Origin of the sequence: Amycolatopsis acidiphila (genome assembly GCF_021391495.1) — a bacterium.
Classification (GTDB): Bacteria; Actinomycetota; Actinomycetes; order Mycobacteriales; family Pseudonocardiaceae; genus Amycolatopsis_E; species Amycolatopsis_E acidiphila.
Map to the genome: position 1 here is coordinate 4,255,746 of NZ_CP090063.1, position 18,347 is coordinate 4,274,092.

Annotated in this window: 18 protein-coding genes and 1 pseudogene; 9 read left to right on the forward strand and 10 right to left on the reverse strand. The window is 71.6% G+C overall.

The genetic code is table 11. The annotated features are described in order from the left end of the window. The 3 genes from LWP59_RS20740 to acs all read right to left on the reverse strand — a co-directional run bounded on the left by LWP59_RS20740 (nt 1) and on the right by acs (nt 3,288). Entirely contained in the window at nt 1-576 is a 576-nt protein-coding gene (locus tag LWP59_RS20740; RefSeq protein ID WP_144642766.1) for a TetR/AcrR family transcriptional regulator, read from the reverse strand. Between the two features lie 98 nt (nt 577-674). Beyond that, nucleotides 675-1,307 carry an acetate uptake transporter gene (locus tag LWP59_RS20745; protein WP_144642767.1) on the reverse strand — a complete coding sequence of 211 codons (633 nt, stop codon included), beginning with the start codon at nt 1,305-1,307 and terminating at the stop codon, nt 675-677. Between the two features lie 16 nt (nt 1,308-1,323). After that, nucleotides 1,324-3,288: an acetate--CoA ligase gene (acs, locus tag LWP59_RS20750; RefSeq protein WP_233921919.1), complete on the reverse strand. Its 1,965-nt coding sequence runs from the start codon at nt 3,286-3,288 to the stop codon at nt 1,324-1,326. A 163-nt stretch (nt 3,289-3,451) separates the two neighbouring features. Here acs and LWP59_RS20755 point away from each other — a divergent pair, with 163 nt between their 5' ends. Genes LWP59_RS20755 through LWP59_RS20770 form a run of 4 tightly spaced genes read left to right on the forward strand, consistent with a single transcriptional unit; the run spans nt 3,452 to nt 7,396 of the window. After that, nucleotides 3,452-4,480, forward strand: a complete 1,029-nt coding sequence (locus LWP59_RS20755; protein WP_144643107.1) for a sensor histidine kinase — start codon at nt 3,452-3,454, stop codon at nt 4,478-4,480. Next, on the forward strand, nt 4,477-5,232 hold the full coding sequence (locus tag LWP59_RS20760; protein WP_144643108.1) for a LytR/AlgR family response regulator transcription factor: 756 nt from the start codon (nt 4,477-4,479) through the stop codon (nt 5,230-5,232). Before LWP59_RS20755 ends, LWP59_RS20760 begins: the two co-directional genes overlap by 4 nt. Continuing rightward, a complete protein-coding gene (locus LWP59_RS20765; RefSeq protein WP_144643109.1) occupies nt 5,229-5,579 on the forward strand; it encodes a hypothetical protein in 351 nt (116 codons plus the stop codon). Before LWP59_RS20760 ends, LWP59_RS20765 begins: the two co-directional genes overlap by 4 nt. Next, a complete protein-coding gene (locus LWP59_RS20770) occupies nt 5,576-7,396 on the forward strand; it encodes a sodium/solute symporter (RefSeq protein ID WP_229857240.1) in 1,821 nt (606 codons plus the stop codon). The genes LWP59_RS20765 and LWP59_RS20770 overlap by 4 nt, the downstream gene beginning before the upstream one ends. Nucleotides 7,397-7,427: 31 nt before the next feature. On the opposite strand, the pseudogene LWP59_RS20775 reads toward LWP59_RS20770, so the two are convergent. Further along, nucleotides 7,428-8,033, reverse strand: a pseudogene (locus tag LWP59_RS20775) (SDR family oxidoreductase); the annotation flags it as partial. Continuing rightward, nucleotides 8,030-8,782: an SDR family oxidoreductase gene (locus LWP59_RS20780; RefSeq protein WP_144643111.1), complete on the reverse strand. Its 753-nt coding sequence runs from the start codon at nt 8,780-8,782 to the stop codon at nt 8,030-8,032. The gene LWP59_RS20780 and the pseudogene LWP59_RS20775, both read right to left, overlap by 4 nt. A 101-nt stretch (nt 8,783-8,883) precedes the next feature. On the opposite strand from LWP59_RS20780, the gene LWP59_RS20785 reads away from it, so the two are divergent. From LWP59_RS20785 to LWP59_RS20805, 5 genes are all read left to right on the forward strand, one after another. Next, nucleotides 8,884-9,495: a TetR/AcrR family transcriptional regulator gene (locus tag LWP59_RS20785; protein ID WP_144643112.1), complete on the forward strand. Its 612-nt coding sequence runs from the start codon at nt 8,884-8,886 to the stop codon at nt 9,493-9,495. A 99-nt stretch (nt 9,496-9,594) separates the two neighbouring features. Continuing rightward, complete coding sequence (locus LWP59_RS20790; protein ID WP_144643113.1) at nt 9,595-10,677, forward strand: epoxide hydrolase family protein; 1,083 nt, start codon at nt 9,595-9,597, stop codon at nt 10,675-10,677. Between the two features lie 9 nt (nt 10,678-10,686). Next, a complete protein-coding gene (locus tag LWP59_RS20795) occupies nt 10,687-11,139 on the forward strand; it encodes a nucleoside deaminase (protein ID WP_144643114.1) in 453 nt (150 codons plus the stop codon). A 10-nt stretch (nt 11,140-11,149) separates the two neighbouring features. After that, entirely contained in the window at nt 11,150-12,109 is a 960-nt protein-coding gene (locus tag LWP59_RS20800; RefSeq protein WP_144643115.1) for an isopenicillin N synthase family dioxygenase, read from the forward strand. Nucleotides 12,110-12,149: 40 nt separating this feature from the next. Beyond that, nucleotides 12,150-13,535 carry a purine-cytosine permease family protein gene (locus LWP59_RS20805; protein ID WP_144643116.1) on the forward strand — a complete coding sequence of 462 codons (1,386 nt, stop codon included), beginning with the start codon at nt 12,150-12,152 and terminating at the stop codon, nt 13,533-13,535. Here the strand turns inward: LWP59_RS20805 and LWP59_RS20810 are convergent. The 5 genes from LWP59_RS20810 to LWP59_RS20830 form a co-directional block, all read right to left on the reverse strand. Further along, nucleotides 13,519-13,728: a hypothetical protein gene (locus LWP59_RS20810; RefSeq protein WP_144643117.1), complete on the reverse strand. Its 210-nt coding sequence runs from the start codon at nt 13,726-13,728 to the stop codon at nt 13,519-13,521. The two genes, LWP59_RS20805 and LWP59_RS20810, sit on opposite strands and share 17 nt — an antisense overlap. Nucleotides 13,729-13,817: 89 nt before the next feature. Continuing rightward, the gene (locus LWP59_RS20815) at nt 13,818-14,474 is read right to left on the reverse strand and encodes a TetR/AcrR family transcriptional regulator (RefSeq protein WP_144643135.1); all 657 of its coding nucleotides are present in this window, start codon (nt 14,472-14,474) and stop codon (nt 13,818-13,820) included. Continuing rightward, nucleotides 14,471-15,301, reverse strand: a complete 831-nt coding sequence (locus LWP59_RS20820) for an SDR family oxidoreductase (RefSeq protein WP_144643118.1) — start codon at nt 15,299-15,301, stop codon at nt 14,471-14,473. The genes LWP59_RS20815 and LWP59_RS20820 overlap by 4 nt, the downstream gene beginning before the upstream one ends. Before the next feature lie 11 nt (nt 15,302-15,312). Next, nucleotides 15,313-16,470 (reverse strand): acyl-CoA dehydrogenase family protein, encoded by a 1,158-nt coding sequence (locus LWP59_RS20825; protein WP_144643119.1) that lies wholly within the window; start codon nt 16,468-16,470, stop codon nt 15,313-15,315. Continuing rightward, nucleotides 16,467-18,347 carry an acetyl/propionyl/methylcrotonyl-CoA carboxylase subunit alpha gene (locus tag LWP59_RS20830; RefSeq protein ID WP_144643120.1) on the reverse strand — a complete coding sequence of 627 codons (1,881 nt, stop codon included), beginning with the start codon at nt 18,345-18,347 and terminating at the stop codon, nt 16,467-16,469. The genes LWP59_RS20825 and LWP59_RS20830 overlap by 4 nt, the downstream gene beginning before the upstream one ends.

Genomic DNA, 18,347 nt, shown 5'->3' on the forward strand with positions numbered 1-18,347 from the left:
TCAGGGACGCAACGCGCCCAGGAGCAACCCGGCGTAGTGCTCCCCCACCTGGTGCGCGGAGAGCTTGCCGCTGGTGCGGTACCACGCGCCCAGGTGGTGCACCGACCCGAAGAAGAAGTCGACGACGATGTCGGCCGGCTTGTCGGCGCGGAACACCCCGGCCCGCTGGCCCTCCTCGATCAGTGAGCGGAAGCGCTCGTGATAGCGGCGCCGCTCGGCCCGGACGGCCCTGCTCCTGTCCGGACTGAGCTGGTGCACCGACTGCAGGAAGATCTTGGTGTCGTCGAGGTTCTCGATGGTGCTGACGACGACGTCGAGCGCCGCACGGCGCAGCCGTTCCGGTACCGGCGCCTCGGTGGCGGCGACCTTCTCCAGCTGTTCGGTCTGCAGGCGCAGCACCCGGCCGTAGATCTCCGACAGCAGGTCGTCCTTCGAGCCGAAGTAGTGGTACATCGCGCCCTTGGTGACCCCGGCGGCCGCCACGATCTCCTGCACGGACGTGCGGTCGAACCCCTTCTGCGCGAAGAGCTTCGTCGCCGCCGAGAGCAGGCGGCCGGGCACCCCGTCACCGACCATGGTCCGAGCATACCGACCGGCTGGTTTGTGCACCGGCCCGCCGTACACCGAAGGACCCGGCGGGCACCGCCGGGTCCTTCGGAGCTTTCCCTGTGGGATCAGTTCGGCGCGAGCGGCACCACCGGCAGCACGGTCCGCTTGAACGTGCTGTTCAGCACGACGGCGAACGACGTGTACCAGGCGAGCACAGCGGTCACCAGGCCCAGCCAGCCGCCGAGCTTCCCGATGCCGTCGGAGCCGGAGAACTCCCCGATCGTCAGGAACAGGAAGGTCAGGAACAGCAGCGTCACCACGGCCACGAGCGCCACGCTGGTGCGCAGGGACGCGACGGCCATGTAGGCGGTGAAGATGGTGAACACCAGCAGGAACATGCCGGTCGCGGTCGCCGCGTCGGAGGCGGGGATCTTGCCCGCGAACTGCCAGACGTAGAAGGCGAACGAGAGCCAGAACGCGCCGTAGGTGGCGAACGCGGTGGCACCGAACGTGTTGTTCTTGCGGAACTCCCACATCCCGGCCAGCAGCTGCGCGAGGCCACCGTAGAACAGGGCCAGCGGCAGCACGACCGGCTCGACCGACTTCGGCACCAGCCCCGCGTTCACGGCGCTCAGCACAAAGGTGGTCGCGGCGAAGCCGGCCAGCCCGAGCGGGCCCGGGTCGGCGATGTGCTTCGTCGGGTCTACCGGCCCGACCGGTGCCGGCACGGTCGAGTGGTCTTCTTCTGTCGTGCTCATCGAGAGAACTCCCTTGTCATTCTTCGTTCTTGCCGGATTGCAGGCCGCTGGAGATGAGGTCCATGACGCTGGAGTCGGCGAGGGTGGTGACGTCGCCGATCTGGCGGTTTTCGGCGACGTCGCGCAGGAGGCGGCGCATGATTTTGCCGGAGCGGGTTTTGGGTAGTTCGGGCACGACCATGATCTGGCGGGGTTTGGCGATGGGCCCGATTTCCTTGGCGACGTGGTTGCGCAGTTCCTGCACGGCTTCCTCACCGCCGTCGACGGCGTTGCCGCGCAGGATGACGAACGCGACGATGCCCTGGCCGGTGGTGTCGTCGGAGGCACCGACCACGGCGGCTTCGGCGACGGTGGGGTGTGACACCAGCGCGGACTCGACCTCGGTGGTGGAGATGCGGTGCCCGGACACGTTCATCACGTCATCCACCCGCCCGAGCAGCCAGATGTCGCCGTCGTTGTCGTATTTCGCGCCGTCCCCGGCGAAGTAGTAGCCCGCCTCGGCGAAACGCGACCAGTAGGTTTCCTTGAACCGTTCCTCATCGCCCCAGATCCCGCGCAGCATCGAGGGCCACGGCTTGTCCAGCACCAGATAGCCGCCCCCGCCCGGGGGCACCTCCTTCCCGGCGTCGTCGACCACGATCGCGGAGATCCCCGGCAACGCGGTCTGCGCCGAGCCCGGTTTGGTCGCGGTCACCCCGGGCAGCGGGGAGATCATGATCGCCCCGGTCTCGGTCTGCCACCAGGTGTCCACGACCGGGGCCTTGCCCGCGCCGATGTGTTCGCGGTACCACATCCACGCCTCGGGGTTGATCGGCTCCCCGACGCTGCCCAGCACCCGCAGGCTGGAGAGGTCGTACTTGGCGGGGATGTCATCGCCCCACTTCATGAACGTGCGGATCAGGGTGGGGGCGGTGTAGTAGATCGACACCTTGTAGTTCTGGATGATCTCCCAGTGCCGCCCCTCGTGCGGGGTGTTCGGGGTGCCCTCGTACACCACCTGCGTCACCCGGTTGGCCAACGGCCCGTACACGATGTAGGAATGCCCCGTCACCCACCCGATATCCGCGGTGCACCAGTACACGTCCTGACCCGGCTTGTGATCGAACACCACGTGATGGGTATAGGCCGTCTGGGTCAGATAACCACCCGAGGTGTGCAGGATCCCCTTCGGTTTCCCGGTGGTACCACTGGTGTAGAGGATGAACAACGGGTGCTCCGCGTCGAACGCCTCCGGCGTGTGCTCACTCGAGGCCGCCCCCACCAGCTCGTGCCACCACACATCCCGGCCCTCGGCCATCGGCACCTCCTGGCCGGTGCGGCGCACCACCACCACCTTCTGCACCGACGCCGCCCCCTCCAGGGCCTCATCGACGTTGGCCTTCATCGGGGCGGCCTTCCCCCGCCGGTACTGCCCATCCGAGGTGATCACCACCTTCGCCTCGGCGTCATCCACCCGCGAACGCAACGCCGTCGGGGAAAACCCGCCGAACACCACCGAATGCAACGCACCGATCCGGGCACACGCCAACATCGCGATGATCGCCTCCGGGATCATCTGCAACTGGATCGCCACCCGATCCCCCGCACCCACCCCCAACGACAACAACGCATTCGCCGCCCGGGACACCTCGTCCTTCAACTCGCCATAGGTGATATCGCGGGTATCCCCGGGCTCACCCACCCAATGGATCGCGACCTGCTCCCCGTGCCCGGCCTCCACATGCCGATCCACACAGTTATAAGCCACATTCAACTTGCCACCCACGAACCACTTCGCGAACGGCGCCCCCGACCAATCCACCACCCGCGACCACTTCGTATCCCACGACAACCGCTCCGCCTGCTCCGCCCAAAACGCCTCACGATCGGAGTCAGCCCGCAGGTACGACTCGGCCTTTTCGTTGGCGTTGGCGGTAAAGTCCTCCGATGGTGGAAATGTCCTGCTTTCGGTCAGCAGGTTCGACAACGCCTCGTTGCTCATGTGCCGGCTCCCGTTTCTCCGCTCGTCGCGGGTCGCGACGATAGAGGCGCGCTGCGCCTGTGGTCACGGGGTCCACGACGGACGGTAGCCATCCCGGGACGAACGGTGGACGAGCGTCGGCCTACAATCGGCCACCGACCGTCGGCGGTGATGGGGTGGTGCGATGCTTCAGACGAGGCCGGATCCCGCGGCCACGCTCGCGGCGGCGCGGCGGATCAACCATGAGATCCAGGGTGGCCCCGGCGCTCCCCGGGCCCGCCGGGCGCTGCGCCGGCTCCGGCAGCTGATCGGTGCCGACGCGGCCGGTCTCAGCGATCTGTCCGGTACGACTGTTTGGTCGGGTGAGTCGCCGCCGTCCGGAACCGTCGCCGAGCTGGTCCGCGACGCGCTGCATCACGAGGCGGTGCAAGGAAAGTCGCCACTGGTCGCGGTCCCGTTACACGTGCACGACGAGCCGGGCGGGGTGCTGCTCGTGGCCGGGACGGTGCCCGCCGCCACGGTCCGCGAGGCCGCGGCGCTCGTGGAACACGCGCTGGAGCGCGGCAAGCTCGAGGCCTCGGCCGACCAGGCGGCGCAGGCGGAGCTGCGGGCGCTCAGCGCCGAGATCTCCCCGCACTTCGTCTACAACGCACTGACGGTGATCGCGTCGCTGGTGAGCTCCGAACCGGACCGCGCCCGGGAGCTGATGCTCGACTTCGCCGACTACACCCGTTACAGCCTGGCGAAACACAACGAGTACACCGTGCTCGCCGAGGAGTTCCACGCCATCGAGACATACCTGGCGCTGCAGAAGGCGGTGCTGGGCGACCGGCTGCACGTGCAGGTCCGGGTCGCGCCCGAGGTGCTCCCGGTCGCGATCCCCTACCTGGTGCTCGAACCGCTGGTGGAGAACGCGATCCGGCACGGCATCGAGCCGCGCGCGGGTACCGGTACGGTGCAGGTCCGCGGCGAGGCGGAGGGAAACGACTGCGTGATCAGCGTCGAGGACGACGGCGTGGGCATGGAGCCCGAGCTGGCCAGGGAGATCCTCGCGGGGAAGGGCAGCCCCGGCAGCGTGGGACTGGCCAATGTGGACAGACGACTGCGCACGGTGTACGGGCCGTGGTTCGGCCTGGTGGTCCACACGGCGCCGGGAGCAGGCACCAAGGTGCTGGTCCGGGTGCCGCGGTTCCAGCCGGGGGTGCTGCCGTGACCGGACTGCGCGTGCTCGCGGTCGACGACCTGCGCCCGGCCCTCGACGAGCTGGCCCGGATGCTGCACGACTGCCCGGAGGTCGGCGAGGTGACCGCCGTCGCCGACCCGCTGAGCGCGGTCAGGAGCATCCAGGCCGGCGGGTTCGACGCGGCGTTCCTCGACATCGCGATGCCCGGGATGGACGGGCTCGAGCTCGCCTCGCTGCTGTCCAAGCTGAACACTCCCCCGGTGCTCGTCTTCGTCACCGCCCACGACAAGCACGCGCTGACCGCGTTCGGGGTGGGCGCGGTCGACTACGTGCTCAAGCCGATCCGCGCGGAGCGGCTGTCGGCGGCCCTGACGAAGGTCAACCGGATGGTGCACGCGCTGCGCTCGCCGGTCCCGCCGGCGCCGGAGACGTTGCCCGCGCTCGCCGTGGAGGCCCAGGGGCGCACGCGGTACGTCCACCGGGACGACGTCCACTTCGTCGAGGCCCACGGGGACCACGTCCGCCTGCACACCGGCGCCGGGGTGCACGAGGTGCGGATGCCGATGGCGCGGCTGGAGGAGTACTGGGAGTCCAGCGGGTTCGCCCGCGTCCACCGCGGCTACCTCGTCGCCCTGCGGGCGGTGCGCGAGCTGCGCAGCGACTCCGTCGGCGGGCTCCTCGCGCACACCGGCGCCGGGGACGTCCCGGTGAGCCGGCGGCACTCCCGCGAGCTGAGAGAGCGCTTGCTGGAGGCCGCGCGGCAGGGCGAGCTGAGCCGGTGAGCCGCACCAGGCGCGTCGCGGTCACCAGCCCGCAGACCAGGCTGGCGCACGCCCACCGCCGGGCGAGCGGCCCGTGGCGGACGCCGCGCCTCGACGCCGCCGAGTCCGCCCGTGCCCTGTCGCTCTACCGCAGGCAGCGGCGGCCGGCCCTGCTCACCCTGGCCGGGCTGCTGACCCTCCTGTGTGGACTGCCGGTGGTGTTCACCCTGCTGCCCGGCCTCGACCAGGTGCGGGTCGGCGGGATCCCGCTGTCCTGGCTGATGCTCGGGGTGCTGCCGTTCCCGGTGATGGTGCTGCTCGCGGCGTGGCAGCTGCGCCGCGCGGAGGAGATCGAGGACGACCGGTGATCGCCGCGGTCGCCGTGCTGCCGGTCGTGCTCCTCACGCTGCTGATCGGCGTGCGCGGGGTCGCCGCGATGCGCACGACCTCGGACTTCCTGGTCGCCTCGCGGCGGATCTCGCCGGTGCTGAACTCCGCGGCCGTCTCCGGTGAGTACCTGTCCGCCGCCTCGTTCCTCGGCGTCGCCGGCATGCTCGTCAAGGACGGTGTCGGCGCGCTCTGGTACACCGTCGGCTTCACCGCGGGCTACCTCGCGATGCTCTCGCTCGTCGCCGCGCCGATGCGCCGGTCCGGCGCGCTCACCGTGCCCGGTTTCGCCGAGGCACGCCTGGCCTCCCCCGCACTGCGGCGGCTGACCGCGGTCACCGTGCTGGTGATCGGCGTGCTGTACCTGATCCCGCAGTTCCGCACGGCCGGTCTCGTGCTCAGCGTCGTCAGCGGGACCCCGTACTGGGTCGGCGTGGTGATCGCGGGCGCGGCGGTCAGCGTCACGCTCGCCCTCGGCGGGATGCGCGCGGCGACCTACGTGCAGGCGTTCCAGTTCGTGCTGAAGCTGGTGCTGCTGGTGGTCCCCGCGCTGTGGCTGGTGCTCACCGTCGGTCCCGCCGTGCGCTACGAGGCCGTGCACCCGGTGCAGTTCACCCAGTTCGCCAAGGACACCGCGGTGACCTTCGAGGTGGACGTGACCCTGCGGCTCGACCGGCCCACCCCGGTCCGCGGGCCGGACGGGGTCCTGCACGTGTACCCCCCGGGCGAGCTGTCGATGGGTTCGGGCGAGCACGTGGTGTTCCCCGCCGGGGCGCCGGTCCCGCACGCCGGTGGCGGGCGGCTGCCGGGCGCGCCGGGCTGGGAGCGGCCGCTGCTCGACCTCGGCGGCGACGGGCACCCGCTGCTGGGCACGCTCGCCGTGCTCGCCGCGACCGTGCTCGGCACGATGGGCCTGCCGCACGTGATCATGCGGTTCCACACCAGCCCCGACGGCCGCGCCGCCCGCCGCACGGCGGCGATCACCATCGGCCTGCTCAGCGTCTTCTACCTGATCCCCGGCGTGTACGGCACGCTCGGAAAGGTCCTGGTGCCGCAGTTGTACCTCTCCGGCGCGACGGACACGGCGGTCGTCGCGCTGCCCAGCCAGGTCGACACCGGCTGGGCGGGCACCACGTTCACCGCGCTGCTCACGGCCGGCGCGTTCGCCGCGTTCCTCGCGACCTCGCTCGGGCTGCTGCTCGTCGTGTCCGGGGCCACGGCGCACGACCTGATGTCCGGCGGCCTGCGCACACTGCGCGGCACCGTGCTGGTGACGGCGGCCGTCGTCGTGCTGCTCGCGCTGCCTGCCGCCCCCATCGACGCGGACGTGCTGGTGACCTGGGCGTTCACCGTCGCCGCGGCCACCTTCTGCCCGCTGCTGGTGCTGGGCATCTGGTGGCCACGGCTGACCGCCCCCGGTGCGATCGCGGGCGTGCTGACCGGCCTGCTGACCGTCTCCGCCTCGATCCTGCTCGCGCTGTCCGGGCCGCGTCTGGACGGCTGGGTCGCCGTGCTGGTCGCGCGGCCCGCCCCGTGGGCGGTGCCGCTGGCGTTCGCGGTGATGATCGTGGTCTCGCTGCGGGGGCGCCCGCCGTCCTGGTCCCGAGCCGCGATGCTGCGGCTGCACCTGGGCGAGCGCGCCCCGCTCAGCCCTGACCGGTCGCCTGCTCGATCTTCCGCTGCAGCTTGTTCATCCCGCCCAGCCAGCGATCGGTCTCGGTGGCACGGCGGGCGTAGTAGTCCGCCACCTCCGGATGCGGCAGCACCAGGAACCGCCCGTCCGAGAACGCTTCCATGACCGTGTCGGCGACCTTCTCCGGCGCGATCGCGGAGGCGCCCATGATCATCTCGCCACCCGTGCCGGTGCCCGCGAGCATGTTCGTGCGCACGCCCTGCGGGCAGATCGCCTGCACCGTGATGCCGCGGTGCCGGTAGGTCGCGCTCAGCCATTCGGCGAAGGCGAGCGCGCCGTGCTTGGTCACCGCATACGGCGCCGAGCCGAGGATGGTCAGCAGCCCGGCGGCCGACACGGTCGCGAGGAAGTGCCCCTTCCCGCGCTCGAGCCAGTCCGGCAGCAGCAGCTTCGCGGCCCGGATGTGCGCCATCACGTTCACGTCCCAGGCCCGCGCCCAGACGTCCTCCGGGCTGGCCTCGGTGCCGTGCGGCGCGATGCCCGCGTTGGCGCAGAACAGGTCGATGGTGCCCAGCTCGCCCTTCGCGGCGGTGATGAGCTGCTCGACCCCGGGCTCCGACGCGGCGTCCACGGCGAGCCAGCTGCCGTTCACCTCGTCGGCGACCCGGGCGGCGGCATCCCCGTCCAGGTCGGCGACCACGACCCGCGCGCCTTCCGCGGCGAACCGGCGGGCCAGCGCGCCGCCGATCCCGCCGCCACCGCCGGTGATGACGACGCCGGCGCCCTTCAGCTCCGTGATCACAGCCCACCGCCGAGCGCGCTGCCGCCGTCGAGCACGATCGTCTGCCCGGTCATCCAGCCCGCCTCGTCCGAGAGCAGGAAAGCGACCGCGGCGGCGACGTCCTCCGGCACGCCCAGGCGCTTGAGCGGGTAGTGCGACGCCACCTCTTCCTCGCGGCCCTCGTACAGCGCGGTCGCGAACTTGGTCTTGACCACGGCCGGGGCGACGGCGTTGACGCGGATCTTCGGGCCCAGCTCCACGCCGAGCTCCACGGTCAGCCGGATCAGCGCGGCCTTGCTCACCCCGTACATGCCGATGCCGGGCGAGGCCCGCAGGCCGGCGATCGAGGCGACGTTGACGACCGAGCCGCCGTGCTCACCCATCCACGCATCCCGGGCGAGCTTGATCCACGACAGCGGGGCCAGCACGTTCACCCCGAGGATCTTCGCCGCGGCCGCCGGGTCGATGTCGGTGACCGGGCCGTAGGCCGGGTTGATCCCGGTGTTGTTGACGAGCATGTCCAGCCTGCCGAAGGTCTCGATCGTCTTCGCGACCGCCTCCTGCTGGTGATCGGTGTCGTCCGCCTTGCCGGGCACGGCGATGGCGACGTCCGGGCCGCCGAGCTCGTTGACCGCCTCGGCCAGCGGCTCGGGCTTGCGGGCGGTGACGCACACCTTCGCGCCGCGCTGGACCAGCTCGCGGGCGACGCCGAGCCCGATGCCCCGGCTCGCCCCGGTCACGATCGCGACGCGGTCCTTGAGGGAGTTCACTGACCTTCTCCTGTCCACTCCGGGGCCTGGCTAAGCGCCCGCTTACACTGTGCGGAGCCGGACCTGTGTGTCAAGTCCGCCCCCACTGAGAGGATTCGGGGATGACTGTCTCGCTGTCCGCCGAACTGTGGCCCGACGTGCAGCCCGACGCTGCCCGCAGGCTGATGCTCGCCGCGGTCGAGTCCTTCGCCGAACGCGGCTACCACGCGACCACCACACGCGACATCGCCGCGGCCGCCGGCATGAGCCCGGCCGCGCTCTACGTGCACTTCCCGTCCAAGGCCGCGCTGCTGTTCGCGATCAGCCAGAGCGGGCACGAGCAGACCCTCACGCTCGTCGAGAGCGTCGCCGGGCGCGCGGAGAGCCCGCGGGAGCGGATGCGCAAGATCGTCGAGGACTTCGTGGCGTGGCACGCGCGGCGGCACACGGTGGCGCGCGTGGTGCAGTACGAGCTGCAGGCGCTGCCGGCGCAGGAGTACGCCGTGGTCGCCGACTTGCGGCGGCGCATCGAGCACCTGGTTCGCGAGGTGATCGCCGAGGGTGTCGAGAAGGGCGAGTTCAGCGTGGGCGACCTGCGGACGGCGGCGCGCGCCGTGCTCTCGCTCGGGGTGGACGTGGCCCGCTGGTACAGCGATCGGATGGGCAAGACCCCCAAGGCGCTGGGCCGGGAGTACGGCGAGCTGGTGCTGCGCATGCTCGGCGCCCCTGCCTGAGCACCGGGAAAGCCTCCTCGCCACGGGCATGACGGTACCGTACATACTAAGCGGTCGGTAACCTCCCGGCGGGCGCGTGATCCGCCCTACGGTGGGCTCATGCACCCTTTCCGCATCGACATCCCGCAGGCCCGGCTCGACGACCTGCACGCGCGGCTGGACCTGACCCGCTGGCCCGACGAGCTGCCCGGCGTCGGGTGGGACCACGGCGTCCCGCTCGACTACCTGAAGGACCTCGCCCGGCACTGGCGCCACGAGTACGACTGGCGCGCCCAGGAGCGCCGGCTCAACGAGTTCCCGCAGTTCCGCACCGAGATCGACGGCCAGCAGGTGCACTTCCTGCACGTGCGCGCCCCGCGCGAGGACGCCCTGCCGCTGATCGTCACGCACGGCTGGCCCGGTTCCGTGGCGGAGTTCCTGCAGATCCTGGAACCTCTGTCGCAGGACTTCCACCTCGTCGTGCCGTCGATCCCCGGCTACGGCTTCTCCGGGCCCACCACGGAAGCGGGCTGGGATGTCTTCCGCGTCGCGCGGGCCTGGGCGGAGCTCATGCACCGCCTCGGCTACGACCGCTACGCCGCGCACGGCGGGGACTGGGGTTCGCAGATCTCCCGCGAGCTGGGCCGGCTGGACGCCGAGCACGTCACGGCGGTGCACGTGACGATGATCGGCGGCCTCCGCGACGACGAGGAGCTCAGCGAAGACGAGCAGCGGCGGGCCGCGACCGGGGCCCGGTACCAGCGCGAGCTGTCCGGCTACAGCACGATCCAGTCGCAGCGCCCGCAGACCCTGGCCTACGGCCTGCACGACTCCCCCGTGGGCCAGCTGGCCTGGATCGCCGAGAAGTTCTTCGAGTGGACCGATTCGGCGAGCGCGCCCGAGGACGCCGTCGACCGCGACCAGCTGCTGACCAACGTGATGCTGTACTGGCTGACCGGCACCGCGGGCTCGTCGGCCCGGCTCTACAAGGAGTCGGCGCGGGTCTGGCGGGCCCGGCCGCAGCCCTCGGCCACGCCCACCGGCGTCGCGGTGTTCCCGAAGGACCTCGTCCTCCCGGTCCGCCGGCTGGCGGAGAAGACCAACAACATCGTGCACTGGACCGAGTACGACCGCGGCGGGCACTTCGCGGCGATGGAGCAGCCGGAGCTGCTGGTCGCCGACATCCGGAAGTTTCTCCTCTAGGGTGAGCCCATGGATCTCGACCCGGCCCGGCTGCTCGCCGTCGCCCGCGAAGAAGCCCTGCTCGGCAAGTCCGAGGGCGGGGTCCCGATCGGCGCGGCACTGTTCACTGTGGACGGTGAGCTGCTGGGCCGCGGGCACAACCGCCGGGTCCAGGACGACGACCCGTCGACGCACGCGGAGACCGCCGCGTTCCGCGACGCGGGGCGCCGGGCGCACTACCGCGACACGGTGATGGTGACCACGCTCTCGCCCTGCTGGTATTGCAGCGGGCTGGTGCGGCAGTTCAGCATTCCGCACGTCGTCATCGGCGAGGCGCGGACCTTCTCCGGAGGCCACGACTGGCTCGCCGAACACGGCGTGTCCGTGACCGTCCTCGACGACCCGGCCTGCGTCGCGCTCATGACGGAGTTCATCGCCGAACACCCCGACCTGTGGTTCGAAGACATCGGCACCTCGTCGTAGGAGGCATCCCGTGGGCTCGGTTCCGCTGATCGACCTGGCTCCGTGGTTCGACGGCACCGCACGCGACCGGGCGGACGTGGCGGCCCGGGTCGACCGGGCGCTGCAGGACTCCGGCTTCCTGCTGGTCACCGGGCACGGCGTGCCGGACGAGCTGCGGGCGCGCACGCGCGAGCTGTCCCGCGCGTTCTTCGCACTGCCGCAGGAGGTCAAGGCGCGGTACTCGGTGTCGGTCGGCGGCCGCGGCTGGCTGCCGCCGGGCGTGGAGGCCAACGGCTACGCCGAGGGCACCGAGACCCCGCCGGACCTCAAGGAGTCCTACTCGGCCGGCGCCGAGGCGACCGTCGGCATCCCGGAGGTCGACTCGTTCTGGTTCCAGCCGAACGTCTTCCCCGCCGAGGTGCCGGAACTGGCCGCGACGGCCCGCGAGTACATGACGCGCATGCGCTCGCTGTCGGACGAGCTGCTCACGGTCTTCGCCGCCGCCCTGGACCTGGAGCCCGCGCATTTCACCCGCCACACCGGCCATCCGACGTACACGTTCAACGTCAACTGGTACCCGCCGATGACCCGGGTCGGCACGCCGGAGAGCGGACAGTTCCGCATCGGCCCGCACACCGACTTCGGCACCGTCACGGTGCTGGACCGCGAGGCGGGCGTCGGCGGCCTGCAGGTCTGCACCAGCGACGGCGAGTGGGAGGACGCGCCGTTCGACCCGGCGGCGTTCACGATCAACATCGGCGACCTGATGGCCCGCTGGACCGGCGACCGCTGGCGCTCGACCCGCCACCGCGTGCTGCCCCCGCACGCGAGCGCCCCCGACGAGGACCTGGTGTCGCTGATCTTCTTCTACGAGACCGATCACGACGCCCGCATCGACTCGCTCGCCCCGCCGCGCGGGCGCACGTCCCACCCGCCCGTCGTCGCCTCGGAGTACCTGCGCGGGAAGCTCGACGCGATCACGGTCGGCTGATCGCAACATCGGCGCAACATCGCCCCTTTACGGTGCTCGCATGGCAACCACGGCAGAGGCGCAACCGGGCCGGTACGGCGACAAGGTCGTCGCGGTCGAACCGGGCGGGATCGAGCCGGTGGCCGCGGCCGACAAGCACGGCCGTCCCCGGCAGCTGTTCTGGACCTGGTCCTCGCCGAACCTGGAGTTCGCCACGATCTTCGTCGGGGTGCTCGGGGTGTCGGCGTTCGGGCTGAGCTTCTGGCAGACGCTGCTCGCCGCCGTGCTCGGCAACGCCCTCGGCGCGCTCTCGCACGGCATCCTCTCCGCGCGCGGGCCCAGGCACGGCGTGCCGCAGATGGTGCTCAGCCGCCTCGGCTTCGGCTACTGGGGCAACCTGGTGCCCGCGGCGCTGATGTCGGTGACGGCCGGCATCGGCTGGTTCGCGGTGAACAGCGTGAGCGGCGCGTTCGCGCTCAACACCCTCACCGGGCTGCCCGTGCTGCCCTGCCTGATCATCATCGTGGCGCTGCAGATCGGGATCGCGTTCTTCGGGCACAACCTCGTGCAGGCGTACGAGAAGTACATCTTCGGCGTGCTCGCGGTGATCTTCCTGATCGCGACCGTGTTCACCTTCGCCAAGGCGCATCCCGCCGCGCCGGGCGGGGGCGGCGGCGTCGGCGGGTTCCTGCTGACCACGGGCGCCGCCTTCGGGTACGCGGCCGGCTGGAACCCCTACGCCGCCGACTACACCCGCTACCTCCCGGCGATCGCCCGCGGCCGCGCGGTCGGCTGGTCCGCCGGGCTGGGCCTGTTCGTCTCGTGCACCGTGCTGATGGCGGCGGGCGCGGCCTCGGCCACGATCGGCGGCACCGGTGCGGCGGCGAGCCCGACCGCGGCGTTCACCGGGCACATGCCCGGCTGGCTCTCGGCGATCACGCTGCTGGCGATCGCACTGGGCGCGGTCGCGGCCAACGCGCTGAACGTGTACTCGGGGGCGCTCGCGTTCCTGTGCCTGGGCATCCGGCTGCCGCTGGCCTGGCGCCGGGCGATCGTCGCGCTGGGCTTCGGCGCGATCGGGTTCGTGCTGGCCTGGGCGGGGCTCTCCGACGCGGGCGAGGCGTACGAGAACTTCCTGCTGGTGATCTCGTACTGGATCAGCCCGTGGCTGGCCGTCGTGTTCGCCGACCAGTACCTGCGCCGGGGACGGGCGGCGGACACGCTCCTGGCGGACCGGTCACGGCGGGGCTGGGCGGGGCTGGTCTCGTTCCTCGTGGGCGCGGTGGTGTCGATCGTGTTCTTCGCGAACCAGTCGCTCTACACCGCGCCGGTGCCCAAGGCGGTGCCCGCGATCGGCGACGTCACGTTCTTCGTCGGCTTCGTGCTCGCGGGCGGTCTGTACCTGCTGCTCGGCCCGAGGACGCGAGAGCTCAGGCGGCGAGCGTGAAGGCCGTGAGGGCGCCGCGGCCGGCGGCGGTCAGCTCGGCGGAGCCACCACCGGCGGCCCGGATGTAGCCGCCGTGCGCCAGCGCGTGCGCCGTCATCTGGTCGCAGCACGGCACGCCGTCGATGAACAGGTCCGGTTCGCAGCTGCTCGACATCACCGCGCGTCCATCGGCCACTGCTCGCAGCATGGCCATCGCGCGATGCGATAGGTCGTCGACCACGGGTATCAACCCCCTCGGTTGAAACTGTGTGCACTGGGTCATCGCACACTGCTCCATTAGTGTTAGCGCGCGAGCCCGGTGATTTCCCGCTTTCTGGGACGCTTCGGCGTGTCGCCCGGTTCCGGCAGGCTCGAACCGAGCACCCGCGCCCACTGGTGGATGATCCGCGCGCGGCGACGTTCGTCGTCGGAGAGCAGGTTCGCCAGGCCCAGCCCGCGAGCCAGGTCGAGGGTGGCCTGGACCATCTCCCGCACGCCCGGATGGGCCTCGTCCACGCCCAGCAGCTCCAGCGCCACCCGGTGCGCCTCGCGCCCGACGCGCGCCTCCAAGGGCGCGAGGACCGCCCGCAGCGCGTCGTCGCTCGACGCCGCCACCCACAGGTGCAGGGCGGCGCGGAACATCGCGCCGGTGTAGAGGTTGAGCAGCATGTCGACGACCGGTTCGATGCGCGACTCCCCCGGCGGCAGCTGCTCGGCACGCAAGCGCAGCTGCGCGACCTGCACCTCGCCGAGGTACTCGACGGCCGCGGTCACCAGGTCCTCGCGGGTGCGGAAGTGGTGCTGCGCGGCGCCGCGCGACACCCCGGCCCGCTGCGCGATCTCCGCGACCGTGGTGCCGCTCCAGCCGAGCTCGCCGAGGCATTCGACGGCGGCGTCGATCAGCCGCCGCCGGGTCGTGCGGCTGCGCTCCTGCCGCGGCTCGCGGGCGGGGGTGCTCAGGACCGCTCCACCCAGAAGTCCAGCTGCAGGTCCTCTTCCCGCTCGCACAGCCGGTACTTCGACAGGTCGGTGACGCCTTCGGCGGCGAGCACCTCGTCGTCGAGGTAGAAGTTACCGGTGGCCTCGGTGCTCGGCCGGTTGAGGACGACGTACGCGGCGTCGGCCATGATCTCCGGTGTCCTGGAGTAGTTCGCCAGTGCGGCGCCGACGACGTTGCGGATCGCCGCGGTGTCGATCGTCGTGCGCGGCCACAGCGAGTTCGCCGCGATGCCGTCCGCGCGCAGCTCCGCCGAGAGCCCCACGGTCACCAGGCTCATCGAGTACTTGGCGATGCTGTAGGCCAGGTGCCCGGCCTCGAACCACTTCGGCTCGAGGCGGATCGGCGGGGAGAGGGTGAGGATGTGTGCGTTGGCCGCCCGGCGCAGGTGCGGGATCGCGAGCTTCGACAACAGGAACGAGCCGCGCGCGTTGATGTCCTGCATCAGGTCGTAGCGCTTCATGCCGATCGCTTCGGTCGGGCTCAGGTCGATCGCGCTGGCGTTGTTGACCACGATGTCGATGCCGCCGAACTGCTCGGCGGTCTTCGCCACGGCCGCGGCCACGGCGTCGTCGTCGCGGACGTCGCACACGACGGGCAGCGCGTGGCCGCCCGCGTCCTCGATCGCCTTCGCGGCGGTGTAGATGGTGCCGGGCAGCTTCGGATGGGGCTCGGTGGTCTTGGCCAGCAACGCCACGTTCGCCCCGTCACGGGCCGCCCGCACCGCGATCGCCTCCCCGATCCCCCGGCTCCCGCCGGACATGATCAGCGTCTTCCCCGCCAGCGACATGACAGCTCCTCCTAATAGGACTTGGGCAGGCCGAGGCTGTGCTGGGCGACGAAGTTGAGCACCATCTCGCGGCTGACCGGGGCGATCCGCCCGACGCGGACCGCGCCCAGCAGCGTACCCAGCCCGTACTCCGAGGCCATCCCGTTGCCGCCGTGCACCTGGATCGCCGTGTCGACCGCCTTGATCGCGACCTCCGCGCCCGCGTACTTCGCCATGTTCGCGGCCTCGCCGGCGCCGAAGTCGTCGCCCGAGTCGTAGAGGGCGGCGGCCTTCTGGGTCATCAGCTTGGCCAGCTCCAGCTCGATCTTCGTCTGCGCCAGCGGATGGGCGAGCCCCTGGTGGCTGCCGATCGGCGCGCCCCACACGCTGCGCTGCTTCGCGTACTCCACGCCCTTCTCCAGCGCGTACCGCGCGATGCCGATGGAGAACGACGCGCCCATGATCCGCTCGGGGTTGAGCCCCGCGAACAGCTGGGCGAGCGCGGCGTCCTCCGAACCGACCAGCGCGTCGTGGGGCAGCCGCACGTCGTCGAGGAACAGGCCGAACTGCTTGTCGGCGGAGACGAGGTCCATCTCGATCTGCTTGTACTCGAAGCCGGGCGTGTTCGTGGGCACGATGAACAGCGCGGGCTTGAGCTTGCCGGTCTTCGCGTCCTCGGTGCGGCCGACGACGAGCACGGCCTCGGCCTCGTCGACCCCCGAGATGAACACCTTGCGCCCGTTGAGGATCCAGTCCGCGCCGTCCCGCCGCGCGGTCGTGGTGATCCGGTGCGAGTTCGACCCGGCGTCGGGTTCGGTGATGGCGAACGACATCCGCACCTCGCCGGTGGCGAACCGGGGCAGCCACCGGCGCTTCTGCTCGTCGGTGCCGTAACGGGCGAGGACGGTCGCGCAGATCGCCGGGGAGACCACCATCAGCAGCATCGGCGTGCCGGCGGCGCAGAACTCCTCGCAGACCGCGGCGAGGTCGCCGATCCCCGCGCCCCCGCCGCCGTACTCCTCCGGCACGGCGACGCCGAGGTAGCCCAGCCGGCCGGCCTCGTTCCACAGGTCGCTGGTGTGCCCGCCGCTGCGGGCGAGCTTCGTGTAGTACTCGTGGCCGTAGCTGCGGCCCAGTTCGGCGACGGCCTTGCGCAGCGCCCGGCGCTCTTCGGACTCGGTGAAGCTCACTGCTCCTCCTTCGGACTCACGACGGCGAGCACGGCGCCGACCTCGACCTGGCGCCCCACGGCCACGGGCAGTTCCGCGACCACCCCGTCGGCGGGCGCGCTGATGCGGTGTTCCATCTTCATGGCTTCCAGCCACAGCAACGGGTCTCCGGCGGCAACGGTGTCCCCGGCGGCGACCGCGACCCGCAGCACGGTGCCCGGCATCGGGGCGACCAGCGAGCCCGCGGCCAGCGTGGCGCCCGGCTCGGTGAACCGCGGCACGGGGGTCAGCGCGACCGGCCCGACGCACACCAGCCCGGGGTAGCGGGCCACGTCGAAGCCACGCCGGATCCCGGACACGTCGAGCACGACCCGGTCCGGGGTCGCCGAGACGAGCGTGATGTCCTCGCCCTCGACCTTCCCGTCCCGGTATTCGACCGTGTGCTCGCGCTCACCGGCGGTGTAGCGCTTGCGTTGCGGCGCCGAGGGAACGTTGCGCCAGCCGCCGGGGAACCGGGAACCGGCGCGGTTCGCCGCGGCATCGGCGAACGCCGCCGCGACAGCCGCGAGCCGCTCGTCGCCGAGCGGCGCGGCCAACGTGGCGAGGCCGTGCCGGCCGAAGAACGCCGTATCGATGTTCCCGGCCAGGAACTCCGGATGACGCAGCACGTTGACCAGCAGGTCCCGGTTCGTCCGGACCCCGTGGATCTCGGCGGCCTCCAGCGCGGCCGCGAGCTTGCGCGCGGCCTCCGCCCGGCCGGGCGCCCACGCGATCACCTTCGCGAGCATCGGGTCGTAGTGCACCCCGATCACCGAGCCGTCGGCGACGCCGCTGTCCACGCGCACGTCGCCGGGCACCGCGAACCGGCGCAGCGTGCCGGTCTGCGGCTGCCAGTCCGCCGCCGGGTCCTCGGCGTAGAGCCGCACCTCGATCGCGTGTCCGGTCCACTGTGGAGGATCGGCCGGCAGCCGGTGCCCCTCCGCGATGCGGATCTGCAGCGCCACCAGGTCGAGCCCGGAAACCAGCTCGGTCACCGGATGCTCGACCTGCAGGCGCGTGTTCATCTCCAGGAAGAAGAACTTCCCGTCGTTCGTCGCGAGGAACTCGGCCGTGCCCGCCCCGACGTAGTCGATGGCCTGCGCCGCCTTGCGGGCGGCGTCGAACAGCTCGGCCCGCATCCGGTCGTCGACCAGCGGCGAAGGCGCCTCCTCGACGACCTTCTGGTGACGGCGCTGGATGGAGCACTCCCGTTCGCCGACCGCCCACACCGTGCCGTGCGTGTCGGCGAGCACCTGCACCTCGATGTGCCGCCCGGTCTCGAGGTAGCGCTCGCAGAACACCGCCGGGTCGCCGAACGCCGACGCCGCCTCGGCGCGCGCGCTTTCCACCGCGCCGGCCAGCTCGCCCAGCTCCCGCACGACCCGCATGCCACGGCCGCCGCCCCCGGCGGAAGCCTTGACCAGCACGGGCAGCTCATCCTCGGTGACCGTCGCGGGGTCCAGCTCGGCCAGCACCGGCACCCCGGCGGCGGCCATGATCCGCTTGGCCTCGACCTTCGACCCCATCAGCCCGATCGCGGCCGGCGGCGGGCCGACCCAGGTGAGCCCGGCGTCGAGCACGGCCTGGGCGAAGCCCGCGTTCTCGGAAAGGAATCCGTAACCGGGGTGGACGGCGTCCGCCCCCGTCGCCTTGGCCGCCGCGACCAGCAGGTCGGCGCGCAGGTAGGTGTCGGCGGGGGCCTCGCCCGGCAGCCGGACCGCCGTGTCGGCCTCGGCGACGTGCGGGGAGTCCGCGTCGGCGTCGGAGAACACCGCCGCGCGGGCGATGCCCAGCTCGGCGCAGGTGCGGAACACCCGGCGGGCGATCTCGCCCCGGTTCGCGACCAGCAGGTTGCGCAT